18 protein-coding genes and 1 pseudogene are annotated in these 17,154 nt (G+C 72.6%); 7 read left to right on the forward strand and 12 right to left on the reverse strand.

Annotated elements, in window-relative coordinates:
* Positions 1–179 precede the first annotated feature (179 nt).
* Complete coding sequence (locus tag ACIBSV_RS00605; RefSeq protein WP_395858689.1) at positions 180–1,109, forward strand: MurR/RpiR family transcriptional regulator; 930 nt, start codon at positions 180–182, stop codon at positions 1,107–1,109.
* Positions 1,110–1,171: 62 nt separating this feature from the next.
* On the opposite strand, the gene ACIBSV_RS00610 is transcribed toward ACIBSV_RS00605, so the two are convergent.
* From ACIBSV_RS00610 to ACIBSV_RS00620, 3 genes are read right to left on the reverse strand one after another with little or no spacing between them, the layout of a single operon-like run.
* Positions 1,172–2,032, reverse strand: a complete 861-nt coding sequence (locus ACIBSV_RS00610) for an ABC transporter permease (RefSeq protein ID WP_395858690.1) — start codon at positions 2,030–2,032, stop codon at positions 1,172–1,174.
* Positions 2,032–2,859 carry an ABC transporter permease gene (locus ACIBSV_RS00615; RefSeq protein ID WP_395858691.1) on the reverse strand — a complete coding sequence of 276 codons (828 nt, stop codon included), beginning with the start codon at positions 2,857–2,859 and terminating at the stop codon, positions 2,032–2,034. The genes ACIBSV_RS00610 and ACIBSV_RS00615 overlap by 1 nt, the downstream gene beginning before the upstream one ends.
* Positions 2,856–3,788, reverse strand: a complete 933-nt coding sequence (locus ACIBSV_RS00620; RefSeq protein WP_395858692.1) for an ATP-binding cassette domain-containing protein — start codon at positions 3,786–3,788, stop codon at positions 2,856–2,858. Before ACIBSV_RS00620 ends, ACIBSV_RS00615 begins: the two co-directional genes overlap by 4 nt.
* 123 nt (positions 3,789–3,911) lie before the next feature.
* Here ACIBSV_RS00620 and ACIBSV_RS00625 point away from each other — a divergent pair, with 123 nt between their 5' ends.
* Positions 3,912–5,126, forward strand: coding sequence for a sensor histidine kinase (locus tag ACIBSV_RS00625; protein ID WP_395858693.1), 1,215 nt, complete (start codon positions 3,912–3,914; stop codon positions 5,124–5,126).
* Entirely contained in the window at positions 5,123–5,773 is a 651-nt protein-coding gene (locus tag ACIBSV_RS00630) for a response regulator (RefSeq protein WP_395858694.1), read from the forward strand. Before ACIBSV_RS00625 ends, ACIBSV_RS00630 begins: the two co-directional genes overlap by 4 nt.
* A gap of 537 nt (positions 5,774–6,310) precedes the next feature.
* Here ACIBSV_RS00630 and ACIBSV_RS00635 read toward each other — a convergent pair.
* Together ACIBSV_RS00635 and ACIBSV_RS00640 are read right to left on the reverse strand one after the other, a co-directional pair.
* On the reverse strand, positions 6,311–6,649 hold the full coding sequence (locus ACIBSV_RS00635) for a hypothetical protein (RefSeq protein WP_395858695.1): 339 nt from the start codon (positions 6,647–6,649) through the stop codon (positions 6,311–6,313).
* Between the two features lie 192 nt (positions 6,650–6,841).
* Positions 6,842–7,483 (reverse strand): DUF7003 family protein, encoded by a 642-nt coding sequence (locus ACIBSV_RS00640; protein ID WP_395859306.1) that lies wholly within the window; start codon positions 7,481–7,483, stop codon positions 6,842–6,844.
* Between the two features lie 257 nt (positions 7,484–7,740).
* On the opposite strand from ACIBSV_RS00640, the pseudogene ACIBSV_RS00645 reads away from it, so the two are divergent.
* Positions 7,741–7,875, forward strand: a pseudogene (locus ACIBSV_RS00645) (glycoside hydrolase family 1 protein); the annotation flags it as partial.
* Between the two features lie 195 nt (positions 7,876–8,070).
* Entirely contained in the window at positions 8,071–8,685 is a 615-nt protein-coding gene (locus ACIBSV_RS00650; RefSeq protein WP_395858696.1) for a GNAT family N-acetyltransferase, read from the forward strand.
* Between the two features lie 134 nt (positions 8,686–8,819).
* Here the strand turns inward: ACIBSV_RS00650 and ACIBSV_RS00655 are convergent, their stop codons facing one another.
* Positions 8,820–9,179 (reverse strand): hypothetical protein, encoded by a 360-nt coding sequence (locus ACIBSV_RS00655; RefSeq protein WP_395858697.1) that lies wholly within the window; start codon positions 9,177–9,179, stop codon positions 8,820–8,822.
* Positions 9,180–9,375: 196 nt separating this feature from the next.
* Between ACIBSV_RS00655 and ACIBSV_RS00660 the strand changes: the two genes are divergently transcribed.
* Entirely contained in the window at positions 9,376–9,888 is a 513-nt protein-coding gene (locus ACIBSV_RS00660) for a VOC family protein (RefSeq protein ID WP_395858698.1), read from the forward strand.
* A 92-nt stretch (positions 9,889–9,980) separates the two neighbouring features.
* Here the strand turns inward: ACIBSV_RS00660 and ACIBSV_RS00665 are convergent, their stop codons facing one another.
* From ACIBSV_RS00665 to ACIBSV_RS00680, 4 genes are all read right to left on the reverse strand, one after another.
* Entirely contained in the window at positions 9,981–10,547 is a 567-nt protein-coding gene (locus ACIBSV_RS00665) for a dihydrofolate reductase family protein (RefSeq protein WP_395858699.1), read from the reverse strand.
* 172 nt (positions 10,548–10,719) lie between these two features.
* Entirely contained in the window at positions 10,720–11,970 is a 1,251-nt protein-coding gene (locus ACIBSV_RS00670; RefSeq protein WP_395858700.1) for an RNA polymerase sigma factor, read from the reverse strand.
* Positions 11,967–12,329, reverse strand: coding sequence for a YciI family protein (locus ACIBSV_RS00675; protein WP_331770782.1), 363 nt, complete (start codon positions 12,327–12,329; stop codon positions 11,967–11,969). Before ACIBSV_RS00675 ends, ACIBSV_RS00670 begins: the two co-directional genes overlap by 4 nt.
* Positions 12,330–12,728: 399 nt before the next feature.
* Positions 12,729–13,976 carry an MFS transporter gene (locus tag ACIBSV_RS00680; protein ID WP_395858701.1) on the reverse strand — a complete coding sequence of 416 codons (1,248 nt, stop codon included), beginning with the start codon at positions 13,974–13,976 and terminating at the stop codon, positions 12,729–12,731.
* A gap of 88 nt (positions 13,977–14,064) precedes the next feature.
* Between ACIBSV_RS00680 and ACIBSV_RS00685 the strand changes: the two genes are divergently transcribed.
* Entirely contained in the window at positions 14,065–15,072 is a 1,008-nt protein-coding gene (locus ACIBSV_RS00685) for a DUF5937 family protein (RefSeq protein ID WP_395858702.1), read from the forward strand.
* Here the strand turns inward: ACIBSV_RS00685 and ACIBSV_RS00690 are convergent.
* Both ACIBSV_RS00690 and ACIBSV_RS00695 read right to left on the reverse strand, forming a co-directional pair.
* On the reverse strand, positions 15,062–15,874 hold the full coding sequence (locus ACIBSV_RS00690; protein ID WP_395858703.1) for an SGNH/GDSL hydrolase family protein: 813 nt from the start codon (positions 15,872–15,874) through the stop codon (positions 15,062–15,064). The two genes, ACIBSV_RS00685 and ACIBSV_RS00690, sit on opposite strands and share 11 nt — an antisense overlap.
* A 137-nt stretch (positions 15,875–16,011) precedes the next feature.
* On the reverse strand, positions 16,012–17,010 hold the full coding sequence (locus ACIBSV_RS00695; protein ID WP_395858704.1) for a GlxA family transcriptional regulator: 999 nt from the start codon (positions 17,008–17,010) through the stop codon (positions 16,012–16,014).
* Between the last annotated feature and the right edge of the window lie 144 nt (positions 17,011–17,154).

The following is a 17,154-nucleotide window of genomic DNA, read 5'->3' on the forward strand; positions in this document are numbered from 1 at the left end:
GGTTCGGCAGCGTTGCGGGTGCTGCACGCTGTCCTGGGGTCCGCGAGTCCGGTGACGATCACCGCGACGCGTGTCGTGACACGTGTCGTAACGCTCGTCGCACTGCTCGTCGCACCACGTGTCGTAATGTTCATTACGAGTTCGCGGTAACATGTATTGCACGTTGCATGAGGAGAGTAATGGTTGATACCGGGGAGTCAAGAGGCGTGAGCGAACAACAACCGCAGAATCCGGCGCTGGCTCGGCTCCGGGCGGCGATCCGCGATCAGTGGGCCGACCTGTCGCCGGCCGAGCGGAACGTGGCCCGCTATCTGACCAACTGCTCCCCCGAGCAGGTGCTCTTCGCCAGCGCGCAGGACCTGGGCGCGAGCATCGGCGTCAGCAACGCCACGGTGGTGCGCACTCTGCAACGACTGGGCCTGGGCGGACTCTCCGCGCTCAAGCGCGACATCGCCGCCGACTTCAGCACGGACGTGGCCCCCGAGGTCAGGCTCCGGCAGCGGATCAGCCAGGTCGGCCAGGACCTCGACGGAATCCGGGCCCGGGTCTACGACGAGGCGATCGAGCGACTGGAGCACGGCCGGGCCAACCTCGACGCGGACGCCTTCCGGCTGGCCACCCAGTTGCTCGCCGACGCGAGCGAGGTGCTCGCGTACGGCGTCGGCGCCTCCGAACTGGCCGGCCGCCACCTCGCGCTCAAGCTCAACCGGATGGGCCGCCGGGCCCGCTTCGTCGGCACCACGGGCTTCGGACTGGCCGACGAACTACTCACGCTGCGCCACGCGGATGTGGTGGTGATGTTCGTCCCGGGCCGCTTCCTGCGCGACATGGAGGTGCTCCTGGACCACGCCCGGGTGGTCGGCGCCCGCATCGTGGTGGTCACCGACGAACTGGTCGAACGCCTGGCCGACACCGCGGACGCGGTCCTGTACGCGCCGCACACCCCGACCGGCATAACCGCCGAGTCACTGTCCGCGATCGTGCTCAGCGACGCGCTGCTGCTGGCGGTCGCCTCGTTGGACGAGACCCGCTCGGTCGAGCACTCCCATCAACTGACGGCCCTGCGGGCGCAGTTGCTGGAGCCGAAGGAGGGCCGGCCCCGGCGCTGAGGCGGGGCTTCGGCCGGGGCCGGCGCTTGGGCGGCGCGGCGCGGGGCCGGTGCGTCGGCGGGTCACACGTCGCGGCGGGCGACGACAGTCGTCGCCGCATACAGCACGGCGACCGGCCACAGGAGCAGGGCGAACCACGATCGCGGCACGGAGCCGGAGGTGTCCGTGCCGACCAGGGTCGTCCAGGCGTTCCGCGGCATCATCTCGGCCGCTTCGGCGACGACCCGGTTGCCGTCGGTCGGGACGAGTTCCGGCAGCACGACCGACAGCGCGAAGACCGCGCACAGCGCGCCCGCGGGGTGTCGCAGAAGTGCGCCGAGCGCCAGGCCGACGATCGCGGATACCGGCAGCAGCAGCGCGGCGGCGGCGAAACCGCGCGCCGCGCCGCGCTCGGTGATCGACACCCCCAGGTGTTTGCCGGACAGGACGGCCTGGGACGTACCGAACGACACCGCGGCCGTCACCACACCGACGGCCGAGGTGACGGCGGCCAGGACTGTCGCCTTGGCGAGCACCACCCGGCGCCGGTCCGGGACGGCGATGAAGGTGGTGCGGATCGATCCGTTCGCGTACTCGCCCGCGATGGACAGGGCACCGATCGTTCCCGCGCCGACCATCAGGAACGCCCAGATCCCGTGGTTGAACGAGGCGCTCACCCGATCGAGATCGGCCCGTCCGCGCGCGCCGATCACGTCCACGCGCGAGCAGGTCGACCACACCGCGCAGGCCGTGAACACCGGAGCCAGGAGCAACGGGAGGCGGAACAGGCGCCGGCAGGACAGCTTGCTCCACTCGGCGGCGAACAGATCGCGGAAACGCGCGCGGGGGTCGGCGTCGGGAACGCGCACGGCGGCCGACTCGGGAACGCACTCGCGTGCCCCGGTCGCCTGCCGCCCGCTTTCCTGTCGCGGCGCGGCGGGCATCAGACGTCCCGGCGGCGCAGCAGCAGTTGCACCGCGATCGCGACGAGGGCCCAGCCGGCGAGTGCGCTCCAGGCGGCGGTGACCGAGGGGATGCGTTCGACGACGTGGCTCGTGTTCATGACGGTCAACCGCCCCCACGCGTACGCGGGCATCGCGTTGACCACATCCGCGCTGTGCTCGGCGCCGAGCAGTGGAATCCGCCCCTTGGCGGCCACCGGGCCGAGCAGGAAGAAGACCAGGACCGCGAACACGGACCCCGCGGTGTTGCGGATGATCGACGCGATCGCCATCCCGATCAGCCCGCACACCGCGACCATGACGGTGGTGCCCGCGACGCTTCGGCCGACGCCGGGCGTGCCGGCGGAGAAGGTGGTGATCCGGTCCCCGTACGCGACGAAGGTGGCCGTCCAGACACCGACGCCGACGAGCAGGCCGAGCAGCGCCAGTACACCGGTCACCACCACCGCCTTGGCCGCGAGCACTCGGCCCCGGGCCGGTACCGCGATGAACGTGGTGCGGATCAGACCGCTCGCGTACTCCCCGGCGACGGTCATCGCGCCGATCGTGCCGGCCGTGGCCATCAGCAACAGGAACAGCGGGAAGCGGAAGGCGCCGTGCGCCGGATCGAACTCCTGCCGCTCGGACGCGGACATGGTCGGCCACGCCTCGTGGGTGACCGCGGCCGAGTCATGGGCGAACCAGACGTAGAACGGCACGAGCAGGCCGAGCACGACGGGAGTCGAGCGCAGCGAACGCAGTTTGATCCATTCGGCGCCGATCAGGTCGAGCCATCGGGCGGGCGTCGTGGCGGTCGCGAACGTGGTCATCGTCCCCGCGTCCCTTCCGCCGACGCGGCGGCGCGATGGCGCACGCTGTCCGCGGTGAGTCGCATGAACGCCTCCTCCAGCGTCGCACCCCGGGTACCCACCTCGTGGACCATCACCCGGTGGGTGAAGGCCAGTTCGTTGACCCGCTCGGCGGTCGAGCCGGTGACGGCGAGCGCGTCCGGGCCGGTGCGGTCGACCGAGGCACCGGCGTCGGTGAGCACCCGGGCCAGGGTGTCCGGTTCGGGGGTGCGGACGACGACCCGGCCGGTGCCGGCGCGGGCGGCGAAGTCGGCGAGCGACTCGTCGGCGATCAGTCGACCGGCGCCGATGACGACGAGCTGGTCGGCGGTGTGCTCCATCTCGCTCATCAGGTGACTGGAGACCAGTACGGTGCGGCCCTCCGCCGCCAGTTCGCGAAACAGCCCGCGGGCCCAGCGGATGCCCTCCGGGTCCAGGCCGTTGACCGGCTCGTCGAACAACAACACGGGCGGGTCGCCGAGTAGCGCGCCGGCGATCCCCAACCGTTGGCGCATCCCGAGCGAGAAGCCGCCGATCCGCCGCGCGCCGACCCCGCCGAGTCCGACCGTGGCCAACACCTCGCGGACCCGGCCTCGGGGCAGCCGGTTGCTGCGGGCGAGCGCCCCCAGGTGCGCGTTCGCCGTACGGCCGTTGTGTACGTCGTTCGCGTCCAGCAGCGCGCCGACGTGCCGCAGCCCGGTGCCGAACGCGCGGAAGGGGCGGCCGTCGATGGTGGCGGTACCGCTCGTGGCGGTGTTCAGGCCGAGCAGGACGCGCAGCGTGGTGGTCTTGCCCGCGCCGTTGGGCCCCAGGAACCCGGTCACTCGTCCCGGCCGCACGGAGAAGGTCAGGCGGTCCACGACCGGGGCGCCGCGGCCGTAACACTTGGTGAGTTCGTTGATGTCGATCACACCGTCGAGGCTGCCGCCGGCCGGGGTCGGCGCGCATCGGCCCGTGGCCCGCGCGGCATCCTTCCGCGGGATGCAGCCTGTGGGCTGATTCGCTCGCGGTCGGTGGCCGGCTAGGGTCATCGGGTGCCACGAGCCCTGAAGTCCTCGGCCCTGCCGGCCCGGTTGTCGTCGCCGAGCGGGTTGGCAACGCTCGGTTGGTGTGCAATGCCCGCGTTCGCGCTGCTGGTGTACGGCACGATGCCGCTGCCGCTGCACCCGGTCTTCCTGCCGCCGGATCGATTCGTGCGTCCGGATCTGTGGGCGCTGGGAGGTCTGGCCGTGCTGATCGCGCTGCCGATCGGCTGGGCCGGTCGTCGGCCCTTGCCGGTGCTCGGGCTGTTGCTGGTCGAGGCGTTCGTGGCGCGCACGTTCGGGGTGCGGACGTGGCCGTTGTTCCTGGCCGCGGACGTACTGGTGCTCCAGGTCGCGATCACCTGCGGGCGCCGGACCGCGGTCGCTGCTCTGGTCGGCGTGTTGGCCTGCTGGACCCTGGTGGTCGCCGCCTACCTACCCGCGGCCGCGGCCTTCGCCGCGCTCACCGGCCCGTCCTCGATGCTCGGCGTGACCACCGTCGGAGCCTGGGTCCTGGGCAGTTGGATCCGGCTGCGCCAGGACCACGCCGAGGAGTTGCGGGCACAGGCGGCGATCCGGGCGGTGCAGGCCGAGCGGCTGCGGATCGCACGCGAGCTGCACGACATGGTCGCGCACAGCATCGGCGCGATCGCGATCCAGGCCGGCGCCGCGAAGCGGGTGATCGAGACGCAGCCGGCCGGGGCGCGCGAGGCGCTGGGCGTGATCGAGACCACCAGCCGGGAGACGCTGACCGGGCTGCGGCATCTGCTCGGCGCGCTGCGCGAGCCGGACTCGGGTCGGCCGGTGGGTCCTGTGCCAGCCGCAGCCGCACCCGCCGCAAGCCTGGCGGATCTGGAGCGGTTGGTGGCCGGCACCGCCGATGCCGGGGTCCGGGTCGATGTGCGGTGGCGGGGGCTGCGGCGGCCGCTGGCGGCCGAGATCGAGTTGTCCGCGTTTCGGATCATCCAGGAATCGGTGACCAACGTGGTGCGGCACGCGAACGCCGCGCACTGCCGGGTGCTCGTCGAGTACGGGGCGGACGAGTTGTGCCTCGAGATCGTCGACGACGGGGGCGGGGGTAGGGTCGGCGGCCGGTCGGTCGGGCAGCCGGGGGCCGGTTACGGCATCGCCGGAATGCGGGAGCGAGTCGGCCTGTTGCGGGGGCAGTTCAGTTCCGGACCGCGGCCGGAGGGCGGCTTCCGGGTGGCCGCGAGGTTGCCGGTATGACGATCCGGGTCGTGCTGGCCGACGACCAGCCGGTGGTACGCGCGGGGCTGCGCATGCTGATCGCCGACATCCCGGACATCGACGTGGTGGGCGAGGCGGGCACCGGTACCGAGGCGGTCCGGCTGGTGCGCGAACTCGATCCCGACGTGGTGGTGATGGACATTCGGATGCCGGTGATGGACGGCATCGAGGCCACCCGGATCATCAAGGCCGAATCCGCGTCGACGCGCGTGGTCGTCCTCACCACGTTCGACGAGGACGAGAACGTCTACGGCGCGCTGCGGGCCGGGGCCGGCGGGTTCCTGGTCAAGGACATGGTGTTGGAGGACATCATCGCGGCGGTCCGGGTGGTCGCGGCCGGCGACGCGCTGATCGCACCCGCCGTCACCCGCCGACTGATCGCGGAGTTCGTCGACCGGGCCCCCGTACCGCGCACCCGGCGAGGCCGCGAGATCGACGGAATCACCGACCGCGAACGCGAGGTGCTGACCCTGATCGGACGCGGCCGATCCAACGGCGAGATCGCCGCCGAACTCTTCATCACCATGGCAACGGCCAAGAGCCACGTGGCCCGCCTCCTGGCCAAACTCGACGCACGCGACCGAGTGCAACTGGTCATCGCGGCCTACGAGTCGGGCTTGGTCTAACCACACGGCGGCCGAACCCCCTGCCCCGGCCACCCCTTCTGCCGTCGCGGGCAGGTCGCCGTGCGGCGGGCGCGGCCCGAAGCACACCCCGCGTCCGCCGGGCGGGCCGGCCGGCGCAGAGGGTGCCGCGCCGCAGTCGCGGCGGCGTGGGCGGGTCGGCGGCTCATCAGTGCGGGCCGAGGGAATTCGGAGCCGGGGGTGCGGGCGGGTTGGGGTTGGCTCGATGTGTGGGGGCGTGGCGGTTCCCGTGGGTGGGTCAGTGGTTGGGGGTGGCCAGTACGTGTCGCAATACGTCTTGGAGTCGGGAGTCGGGAGTCGGTGGGCGGATGCGGCGTGCGCCATGCGAGGTGGCCGTCGGGACGGATCAGGGCTGCGCCGGTCACCGGGATGCTGCAGGCGTGGTGGAAGGCGCCGGGTTCCTCCTCGCGCTCGTGGCCGTCGTTCAGGGGACGGGCCACTACCGGGAAGCGGCCTGCCCGGGCGGCTTCGGCCCGTCGGGACCAGGCCGGGTCGTCCGCATGATTCGAACCGTGGTGGTCATGCTCGGTCGGCCGTCGAGGCGGGTCCGGCGTTGTCGATCGGCGGGCCGGGCGTGGTGGATCGGGGGTCCGGGCGGCGGCGATGTACGACGACCAGGATGTCGGCCCAGGCGATCAGGGCCGCGGTCGCGCAGAGGGCGGCGGCAAGGATCCACAACGCTCGGGCGGCGGCCAAGTCGATGTCGGCCGCCACGGCGCACAGTGTGGCGGCCACGATGAAGACGGGCAGCGCGATTCCGGCCCAGGCCAGACGTGGGGCCAACGGGCCGGTCCCGACGGGTGGTCGGGGGCCGCCGGAATCGTGACCCGGTGTCGGGCGGGCGGCTGAGGCAGTCATGATCGAAACCTACCCAGGGGTGCGATAACCACGCGCCGGCGCCTCCCCCGATCCACCGCCGACCGCCGACCGGCGGCGGGCGGCGGGCGGCGGGCGGCGGGCGGCGGGCGGCGGGTAACCGTGACGGGGGGCGGGACCTCGTGGCGCGCCGAAGGACATGGGGCGGTTGTGCGGAACCCGGCCGTGCGGCGGCTACAGGGTTCCGGCGTACGGCCAACAGGACCAGTGGGTGTTCGCCGGAAGTGTTGGCCGGTATCGGGTCGGGTCCCCGGAGTCCAGCACCTCGGCGATCATCCGGAAGGTCTCGTGCCCGCCGGGCAGGACGCCCCCGAAGTCTTCCGGTTGATTCCACTCGTCCAGTCGGAGCAACTCCGGCAGGTCGGGGGGAATGTCGGCCCGCAGCTCCGTCTCGTCGGCGAGCAGGAGCCCCTTGTTGGCCGGCGCCAGTGAACGGAACACGTCCTGCAAAGGGGTACCGGCCCCGACCTGGACGCCGACCGCCAACGCGGTGCCACGGACCACCACCGGCACTCCGCCCGCATAGACCTCGGCCCCGTGGGGATCGATCTCGTCCATGTTGTCCACCCGTGCCAGGAAATCGCCGACGCCGGGTTCGCCGCGTGTCAGGCAGTTGCCGAAGCGGTACACGACGTCGATGAGATTGCCACCGCGCGGGTCGTAGCCCAGCAAATCCGCGACCATCGCCCAGCGCGTGGTGTCGCCGAACAGGCTGATCCGCGCGTCGACCGGGTAGTGGTAGCCGTTGTCGAGATCGGGGAACTCCGCCTCGTCCGCGCAGAGATCGAACTTTCCGAGAATCGAGGAGGTCCTCATCACAACCGCAGGCTACGGCCTGTCTCGACGCTCCGGTCGGGCCCCGGCCCTGCGCATCGAGTGAACCCGGCGCAGGACCCGAAGCGCGGCTGCGATGCGCGGCGTGATCGTGACGGGCGAGGGTTCGCCCACACGCCCACCCCGGTGCCGCATCCCATCGGGGTCGCGGCGTTTGAGAGACGACCTCCGTGTGACACCACCGCTCGAAGAGCGGGAGCAGGAGCCGTGGCGGTGGCGGGAACGCCGGCGGGATCCGGGAATGGGGCTCCTACCGACCCACGTTCGGCCTGATCGCGGTCGACCGCCGCACCTTCGCCCGGACCCCGAAGCCGTCCGCAAAGTGGCTCGCGGACGTGGGCCGTTCGGGCGCCCTGCCCCGAACCCGCCCCTGACCACCGGACTCGCACACGGGCAGCCCGGCGACCGGCCACCGGGCCCGTACGGGAAACCTCGCGAGCGACCACCGAACTCGCACGAGCGGCCCGGCGACCGGCCGCCGGGCCGAGCGCGGGTAACCACCGACTCGCCCACGGGGCCCGCCACGGCCCCTACCCGCCCCGAACCCGCCCGCTCACTAGGCTGACGCCGTGAGCACTCCCCTTACCCCGGTACCCGCACGAGTGGCAACGACTGACGACATCGACGCGATCGTCGCCACCCTGACCACCGCTTTCTTCGACGACCCCATGTGGGGCCCCGCGTTCCCGGACCGCGATCGGCGCGCGGTGCAGGCGGCGGCGTTGTGGCGGCTGTTCGCCACGTCGGCGCTGCGGTACCCCTGGGCGCTGGTGACCGAGCAGGTCGAGGCTGCGGCCCTGTGGATCCCGCCGGGCGGGACGGAGTTGTCGGCCGACGAGGAGGAAGGCCTGGAGCAGTACCTCGTCGACAGCGGCGATCGCACCACGGCGGACCGCGTCCTCCGCATCTTCGAACTGCTCGGCGCAGCCCAGCCCGACGAGCCGCACTTCTACCTGAGCCTGCTCGCCACCCACGACGACCATCGCGGCCGGGGACTGGGCATGGGCCTGCTCGCCGAGAGCCTGGACCGCATCGACGCCCTCGGCGCTCCCGCCTACCTGGAGTCGTGCAACCCGGCCAACAACGCACGGTACGGGCGAGCCGGTTTCGTCCCCCTCGGCACCGTCACACTCGACACCGGACACATCGTGACCACCATGTGGCGCCCCGCCCGCACCGCCTGAGAACCACCGCGTCTCGTACGGAGGTTCCGTCTCGTGACCGCCGAGTCGAACCCGGCTCCCGTCCGGCCGCCGCCGCACCGATCGTCGGCCGGACGGGAATCGATCGAGGCATGACGCGACGCGCCGATGCGGATTCAGCGGCGTGGGGCGGCCTTCGGAGCAGCGGTATCGGGGTGGGGTCGGGCGGTCGTGGTGAGCACTGCCGCGGTGGCGGCGATCAGCAGGGAGACGCCTGCGGAGATCCCCCAGACCGTCTCGTACGCCGTCTCGGAGGGGAACCGGCCGCCCTTGACGGTCGTGCCGGTCGGAATGGCGGCGAAAACGGCTCCGGAGATGCTGCCGCCGAAGGTCTTGGCGGTGCTGTAGGTGCCGGTGTCGCAGGTGAGCGCGCCGACGAGCATCCCGACCGACTGCCGGGTGCCCTCGGCGGTGAGGCGCCCGCGGACCAGGCCGATCTCCAGCGGCAGCAGCGCGGCGAGCGGGCCTTGGAGCACCCGGCCGAGCAGGAGAACCTCGAACGCGGGTCGGCGAGTACCCGCGCGACGACTTCCCCGGCGGCGCCCACCCTTCCGGCCCGCGGCCGACCGCCGATCCGCCGGCTCGCCACGACGCGGTGTCGGGACGGCCGTGTTCTCGATATCGTGCATGGTGCACCGAAGTTGCTCACCGTCGGGCGAACAGGAGCACGGCATGGCCGTACCGGTAGCGCTGAACCACCTCGCCTACCAGACCCGCGATCTGGTCGCGACACACCGCTTCTGGACCGAGGCGGTCGGTGCCGAACTCGTGGGCGCGGTCCGCGAAGAGTCCCGGACCACCAGCAGCGGCGAGGTCACCGCGCCCTTCCTGCACGTCTTCTACGCGCTCGCGAGCGGTGAGTGCATCGCGTTCTTCGACGTGGCGAAGGCGTACGCGCCCGTGCCCGACGGTCTCGAATGGTGGACCCGGCACGTCGCGCTCGCCGTGGACTCCGTCGCCGAAGTCGACGCGATGGCCGAGCAGATCCGTCGACACGGGGTCGAGGTCCGGGGCCCGATCGACCACGAAGGCGTCTGGTACTCGGTGTACTGCTTCGACCCCAACGGCGTGCACCTGGAAATCACCCACCAGTCCCGCCCGTTGACCGAACAGGACGCCGCCGAGGCCCGAACCGCCTTGGACGGCTGGCTCGCCGACCGCGCGGCCGGCAATCTTCCGGGCTGAGGGCTGAGGACTGGGGGCCGAGGACTGGGGGCCGCGGCCCGCCGGCTCCCGGGCCGAACCGCCGGGGGCCGCCGCCGAAACGGGGACGACCGCTACTCGCCCACTCGTTCGTAGCGCAGCAGGACGGTGCGCGCGTCGAACGTCCGCGACTCGACCAGCGCCAGCGGGTGCCGGGTCTCGTCGGCTCGGAAGACCGGCTTGCCGCCGCCGAGGATCACCGGGTGCACGAAGACCAGGTATTCGTCGATCTCGCCGAGCCCGGTGAGCGCGTTGGCCAGTCCGGCCCCGCCGGTGAGCAGGATGTCCTTGCCGGGCTCCCGCTTGAGCGCGGCGATGTCCTCGGCGAGGTTCGCGCCGATCACCTCGGCGCCCCACTCGGCCCGCTCCAGCGTGGCCGAGACGACGACCTTCCGGGTCGCCCGCCAGACCGGCGCGAACCGCAGGTCGTGCGGGTCGGTGGAGATCGTCTCGACGTTCGGCCAGTAGCCGGCCATCATCTCCCACACGACCCGGCCGTACAGGAACGTGTCGACCCCCGCGTTCAGCGTCTGCCCGAAGTCGGACAGCTCCGGGCCCATCACCGGCCAGTCGAATTCGCCCTTGGGGCCCTCGATGTAACCGTCGAGCGACTGGTGGACCATGTAGAGGATCTTGCGCATGTCGGGCTCCCGCAGTGTCGGTCTTCGGTGTTCTCACGGAGAGGTCGGAGCCGGGTCGCGGTCCTCGACACCTCCCGGCGGATTCCCGGGAAAAGTTTTCGAACCCCTGCACGAACGGGTGCACGGGCGGGCGAAGGTGCCCCGTGCCCGGGTACCCCGCCGGTCATCGGGATCACCCCTCGCCGGTCATCCGCGCCGCGCGTATCTCCAGGTAGCGCCGCTCCGGCAGGCTGGTGGTCCGGCGGGCAGCCGTGCGGTACGCCTCCCGGGCCGCTTCGCCGTCGCCCGCCAGTTCGAGCAGATGGCCGCGGACCGCCCAGAAACGGTGGTGCCCGGTCATCCACTCGTCCTCGGCCAGTGTGTCGAGCAGATCCAGGCCGGCTCGGGGGCCGTGCACCATCGCCGCCGCGACGCTCTGGTTGAGGGTGACCATCGGGCCCGGCGACAGGTGCGCGAGCAGTCGGTACAGCGCGAGGATCTGCGGCCAGTCCGTATCGTCGGCGTGCGCCGCCTCCGCGTGCACCGCGGCGATCGCGGCCTGCACCTGGTACGGCCCCGGCGGTCCCCACGTGAGCGCGTCGGTGACCAACTCGGTACCCTCGCGGATCGCCTCCGCGTTCCAGCGGCTCCGGTCCTGCTCGGCCAGCGGGATCAGTCCGCCGTCCCGGGCGGTACGCGCGGCCCGGCGGGCATCGGTCAGCAACATCAGCGCGAGCAAGCCGGACACCTCGCCGTCGTCCGGCCGCAACCGGCGCACCGCGCGGGTCAGCCGGATCGCCTCGCCGGTCAGGTCGGTGCGCAGCAGATCGGGGCCCGAGCCGGCGGTGTAGCCCTCGTTGAAGATCAGATAGAGCACGTGCAGCACCGCGCCCAGGCGCTCGATCGACTCGGGCCCGACCGCACCGCCGAACCGACCGCCGGCGGCCTTGATCCGCTGTTTGGCCCGACTGATGCGCTGCGCCATGGTGGACTCGGGCACCAGGAACGCGTCGGCGATCTGCGCGGTGGTCAGGCCGCCGACCGCGCGCAGCGTCAAGGCGACCTGCGAGGCCCCCGTCAGCGCGGGGTGACAACACAAGAACAGCAGGGTCAGCGTGTCGTCGCGGTTGCCGGGCGCGTCGTCGTCGGGTGCGGGCGAGACGTGCTCGTCGGCCGGGGCTCGCGCGGCGAGCCGCTCCTCGCGGTTGCGCCGCGCCCGCTCGCTGCGCCAGTGGTCGATCAGCCGCCGGTCGGCCACGGTGAGCAGCCAGCCCCAGGGACTGTCCGGGATCCCCTCCTCGGGCCACTGCACGGTGGCGGCCAGCAGCGCCTCCTGGACCGCGTCCTCGCAGGCGTCGAACTGGCCGTGCCGGCGGACGAGCACGCCGAGGACCTGCGGGGTCAGTTCCCGCAGCAGGCCCTCGACGTGCGCGTCCGGGCTCACATCTCCGTCCCGGAATCCGTCATCACCGGGCGTACCTCCATCGCCCAGTACCGGGCGTCCGGCCAGCGTGCGGCGATCTCGACGGCTCGCTCGGTGCTCTCGCACTCGACCAGCAGATAGCCGGCGAAGTGCTCCTTGGCCTCGACGAACGGGCCATCGGTGACCGCCGGTACACCGTCACGGACCCGGACCGTCCGGGTCTGCGCCGGATCGGCGAGCGCCTCGCCGCCGAGCAGTTCCCCGGACGCGGTCAGCTCCGCCATCAGGGCGTCGACCTCGCCGAACAACTCGGTGCGCTCCGCCTCGGAGAGTTCCTCCACGAATCCCGGGCGGTTGTGGATCAGCAGCATGAACTTCATCGGGTGCCTCCTGGTCGCTCTGGTCTGTTCGGGTCGGCCCACACGGTGCACACGATCCACGCGGTCCGCGCCCCCGCTCGGTCCGATCCGGGCGGCGGCCCGATCGGGGGTGCTCGGGATCGGTCTCCCGAATCCCCCCGGCGGGCCACTCGCAACCGGGTCGGAGCCGGCCGACGGTTCTCGACATCCCGGCGCACAGAATGTCGGATCGATGCGCCGAGGACGCTCGCGCCCTCCCGGAACCTCCGGGGTTGCGCCCTCCCGGACCCCTCCGGGGTTCCCCGAACGACCACCTCCCACGCCGCCCCCGGATGCCCCCCGAACGCACCGGGCTCCGGCCGAAGGCCGGACCCGGGATCCTCATCGACCCGGGTCCCGATCGGGAGTGGGGTCCGGGGGTCAGGCGACCCGACCCGGTTCGGCCACCGGAGCCGGTATCACCGCCCGCGCGACCCGGCCCGGCAACAGCACCCGGTGAATCGCCAGCGTGCCGGCGATCGACGCCGCCCCGACCAGCACGATCACATGAGCCGGTTCCAGCACCCCGGCCAGTGCTCCGGCGCCCGCCATCGTGAGGCCCTGGAGGGTCATCGTGCCGGTCATCGCCAGACCCATCGCCTGGCCGGTGCCGGCCTTCGGGACGGCCTCCAGGAAGCGGCGTTGCAGGCCGAGTTGGTAGGACAGACCCGCGCTGGACAGGACGAACAGGCCGGCACTCACCCACAGCGGCGGACCCACGGCGAAGAACAGCAGCGGGACGCCGAGTTGCAGGGCGAGCCACAGCGCCAGGCGCTCGCGGCGGGCCGGGCGTACGAAGCGCCCCACCACCAGGTCGCCGAGCAACATCCCGGTGGCGGCCGAGCCGTACAGGACACCGGCGTGACCGGGGGAGTACGGGACGACCACGCCCTCGGCGGCGACGGCCAGGTTGGCCGGGATCCACTGGGCCAGCAGCAGGCCGCGCACCGTGCGATCGCCGAGCAGTTCGCGATTGACCCGCAGCGTCGCGCGCACCGTGCCCTCGGCCCGGGTCGACCCGGTGCGCTCGGTGCGCGGCCCCGGCGCCAGGCCCAGGCGCACGACCACGGCGGAAGCCAGCGCGGTCGCCGCCGCGAACAGCAGCGCGCCGCTCGACCCGACCAGCGCGAGCAGCAGGCCGCCGACCGCGAAGCCGAGCACCTGCGTCGCGCCGGCGGTCATCCCGAACACCGAGCGCCCCAGTACGTAGGCGTCGCCGTGCAGCAGTTCGGGCAGTGTGCGCTGGCGCGCGGCGCCCGCGACCGGGCTGACCAGTCCGACGCTCGCGAGCAGCAACAGGACCGTCCACACCGGCAGTACGTCGAGCGCGAGCACCAGCGCGAGCGCGCAGCGGATCAGGTCGTACCCGGCCATCGCCGCGCGCACCGGCACCCGGTCGGTGAGCGACAGCAGCAGCGCACCGCCGAGCGCCTGCGGAACGAACCCGGCGACGTACGCGAGCGCGGACAGCGCCGGCGACCCGGTCCGTTCGTAGACGAGCACCGCGAGCGCGAGCATCCGCACGGTGTCGCCGATCAGCAGCAGGACATAGGAACCGAACAGCACCCGGAAGGCGCCCACCGCGAAGACCTCGCGGTAGGTCGCCGGTTTGACGTCGTCGCCGATCATGGGGACGAGCGTGCCGCGCCACGCCGCGCGCCGGCCAACCTTTCGGGCAGCACCGAAACCTGGCAGGCTGCCGAGTGGGAGGCCAGGCATGCTCAGGATCGAGGTCGGGCCGGCCGACGTGGCCCGCAGCAGGTTCGGCATCTCCCCGCTGGGCGAGACGGTGATGGTGCTGCGGACGTTGTCGGGAAACCATCAGGCCGGGCCGCTGCGGCCGTGGATCGAGCGGCTGCGGCCGGCGTACGAGCGACTGCGGCGGGAGCTGCCGGCGGTCGCGGCGATGACGACGCTGTATCGGCGCGGCGCCTACAACGCGGACTTCCTGCACCCGCCGCCCTCGGGGACCCCGGCCGGGATCGGGGACGAGCTCGCCGCGGTGCGGGCCACGTCGGCGGCCCGCGCCCACGGCGAGATCGCGCGCAACCTGGAAGGGTTGCGCCCGCCCTCGGCCTCGGTCCGGGCGCTGCTCGACTCCCCCGACGTGGTCGCCCGATTGGCGGACGCGATCGAGGCCGCGTGGACGACGCTGCTGGAGCCGCGGTGGCCGGCGCTGCGCGCGGTGTTGGAGCGCGATCTGGTGCGTACCGCCGGGCGGTTGGCGGCGTACGGCTGGGGTGCGGCGCTGAGCGATCTCTCGCCGCGGCTGCGGTGGCGCGACGAGGGCGTGATCGAGGTGACCGGCCACGCGGCCGACACGGTGAAGCTCGACGGCGCCGGACTGCTGTTCGTCCCGTCGGCGTTCGGTGCGTTCATCGCCTACGTGGAGCCGCCGTGGCCGTACGCCATCGTGTATCCGGCGCGCGGCGTGGCCGAACTCCTGGGTGCTCCGGCCCGCGCCGACGACGCCGCGCTGGCCGATCTGCTGGGCACCACGCGGGCGATGATCCTGCGCGCGCTGGCCACCCGGGCCACCACCACCCAGCTCGCGGCCCGGCTCGGCCTCGGCCTGGGAACGGTCGGCGACCACCTGGCCGTGTTGCGCCGCGCCGATCTGATCACCGGCATCCGGGTGGGCCGCTCGGTGCACTACCAACAGACCGCCCTCGGCGAGGTGTTGGCCGCGGGTTCGGACCGACCCGGCGGGACACTCAGCCGGTGATCGCCACCAGGCTCGGGAGGTATCCCCGGGATTGCCCCGTGACGGTCGGGTGGTACGACTCGTCGACCGGCAACGTCAGCCCGTGCAGCCACTCCTGCGCGCCGCACACCCCGTGCCCCGCGAACCGATCCCGGACGTCCGCGAAATCGGCGCCGCCGGCCGCCGCGCGACCCGCCGTGGTCTCCACCAAGGTGTCGGCCGCCTGGTCCAGCACGCGTCGCTTGCTCTCGCTCAACCCCAGGAGGCAGGTGCCGAGTTCGAACAGGCGCGGATAGCCCAGCACCACGAGCCGTGCGTTCGGCGCCTGCCGGCGGATCCGCGCGTAGGTGTCGTCCAGGTCCGCGGGAAGCCGGTCGCGCGTGTACGCCATCGACCGGGCCACCGCGTCCGAGCAGTCCCGGTCCCCGCCCAGGACGCAGGTCCTGATCGTCTCGGCGAAGCCGACGTCGTTGCCGCCCGCGCTGATCGTCACGAGCGTGGTGTCGCCGTCCAACACGGACAGTTGCCGTGCGCGCACCTCCGCCGTGGTCGCCCCGGAGCACGCGACGAAGTCGAACGCGGCCACCGCGTGCGCCTGTTGCCACAGCGCGGGGTAGGCGTTCGCGCTGCGCTTGCAATCGCCGCCGCCCGCGAGGTATCCGCCCGCGCCGACGCCCGAGCTGTACGAGTCGCCCAGTGCCGCGTAACCGCCCTCGGGCGCCGTGACGGCGGCGGGTGCCGCGGCCGAGGGCGCGGCGATCCCCGCGAGCGCGAGGGTCGCGGCGGCGGCGAGGGAGACGGCGACACGGGACGGCGACGGCACGAGTGGATCTCCTCCGGAACGTATGCACGTTGTCGGAGGTATCGGCCGCCCGGTCGGCCGACTTGATCCCGGTCACCCGTCGGAAGGACGCCCCGACCACCCCGCTCGTGGTCGGGGCGACGCGGGCGGACGGTCTCTCACCCGCGTGCGGGCACCTGATCGGCGGGCGCCCGGTCGTGGGTGCGGAAGGTCTGGCGGTAGGTCATCGGCGGCACCCCGATGGTGGCGACCAGGTGTTGACGCAGCGAGGCGCCGGTGCCGAAGCCGGCCCGGTCGGCGATCCGGTCCACGGTCAGGTCGGTGGTCTCCAGGAGCCGCCGCGCGTGCTCGACGCGTTGCCGGGTCAACCACTGGCCCGGCGTCATACCCACCTCGTCCCGGAAACGCCGGGTGAAGGTGCGTACGCTCATCCGCGCGTGGTCCGCCAACTCGGCCAACGACAGCGGGCGGTGCAGGTGTTCGAGCGCCCATTCCCGGGTCGCCGAGGTGGCCGCCGAGGACGGCTCCGGCACCGGGCGTTCGATGAACTGCGCCTGGCCGCCCTCGCGCCACGGCGGCACCACGCAGCGCCGTGCGACCCGGTTGGCCACCTCGCTGCCGTGGTCGCGGCGCAGCAGGTGCATGCACAGGTCGATGCCGGCGACCACGCCGGCGGCGGTGAGGATGTCGCCGTCGTCGACGAACAGCACGTCCGGGTCGAGGTCGACCCGGGGGAAACGCTTGCGGAACCGGTCGGCCTCGTTCCAGTGCGTGGTCGCCGGGCGACCGTCCAGCAGGCCGGCGGCGGCGAGCACGTAGGACGCGGTGCAGATGGACACGATCCGCACTCCCGGGCGCAGCCCGGCCAGGGCCCGGCCCAGCGGTTCGGGGAGCCAGTCCGGTTCGGCGTTCTCGTCCACGCCGCACACGAAGGGCGGCAGTACCAGTGTGTCCGCGGTCGCCAGTGCCTCGATCCCGTGCTCGACGGCGATGGTGAAGTCGGCGCTGGTGCGCACCGGTCGGCCGTCGAGGCTGCACGTGATCACCTCGTACAGCGGTTCCCCGTCGGTGCCGGTGGCGGTGCCGAAGATCCGGACCGGGATGCCCAGTTCGAAGGGATAGACGTTTTCCAGGGCCAGGACCACGACGCGATGCATGGCCTGATCCTTGCACATATTGGCCATCGGGCCACTCGATGGGCTCCGGCAGCCCCGACAGGGTTGGTCCCACGCCGGGCGCGGAGAACCGGCGAACGGTCCCGGTCACCGCGCCGGGCACGATCGACCCGAACACGGCAGGGG

This window comes from Embleya sp. NPDC050154 (genome assembly GCF_044460165.1).
GTDB lineage: Bacteria > Actinomycetota > Actinomycetes > Streptomycetales > Streptomycetaceae > Embleya.

What these genes read in the sequence shown, in the direction of transcription:
- ACIBSV_RS00605 (WP_395858689.1), top strand. Translation starts at nt 180, where the DNA reads ATGGTTGATACCGGGGAGTCAAGAGGCGTGAGCGAACAACAACCGCAG.
- ACIBSV_RS00610 (WP_395858690.1), bottom strand. Translation starts at nt 2,032, where the DNA reads ATGCCCGCCGCGCCGCGACAGGAAAGCGGGCGGCAGGCGACCGGGGCA.
- ACIBSV_RS00615 (WP_395858691.1), bottom strand. Translation starts at nt 2,859, where the DNA reads ATGACCACGTTCGCGACCGCCACGACGCCCGCCCGATGGCTCGACCTG.
- ACIBSV_RS00630 (WP_395858694.1), top strand. Translation starts at nt 5,123, where the DNA reads ATGACGATCCGGGTCGTGCTGGCCGACGACCAGCCGGTGGTACGCGCG.
- ACIBSV_RS00635 (WP_395858695.1), bottom strand. Translation starts at nt 6,649, where the DNA reads ATGACTGCCTCAGCCGCCCGCCCGACACCGGGTCACGATTCCGGCGGC.
- ACIBSV_RS00640 (WP_395859306.1), bottom strand. Translation starts at nt 7,483, where the DNA reads ATGAGGACCTCCTCGATTCTCGGAAAGTTCGATCTCTGCGCGGACGAG.
- ACIBSV_RS00660 (WP_395858698.1), top strand. Translation starts at nt 9,376, where the DNA reads ATGGCCGTACCGGTAGCGCTGAACCACCTCGCCTACCAGACCCGCGAT.
- ACIBSV_RS00665 (WP_395858699.1), bottom strand. Translation starts at nt 10,547, where the DNA reads ATGCGCAAGATCCTCTACATGGTCCACCAGTCGCTCGACGGTTACATC.
- ACIBSV_RS00675 (WP_331770782.1), bottom strand. Translation starts at nt 12,329, where the DNA reads ATGAAGTTCATGCTGCTGATCCACAACCGCCCGGGATTCGTGGAGGAA.
- ACIBSV_RS00680 (WP_395858701.1), bottom strand. Translation starts at nt 13,976, where the DNA reads ATGATCGGCGACGACGTCAAACCGGCGACCTACCGCGAGGTCTTCGCG.
- ACIBSV_RS00685 (WP_395858702.1), top strand. Translation starts at nt 14,065, where the DNA reads ATGCTCAGGATCGAGGTCGGGCCGGCCGACGTGGCCCGCAGCAGGTTC.
- ACIBSV_RS00695 (WP_395858704.1), bottom strand. Translation starts at nt 17,010, where the DNA reads ATGCATCGCGTCGTGGTCCTGGCCCTGGAAAACGTCTATCCCTTCGAA.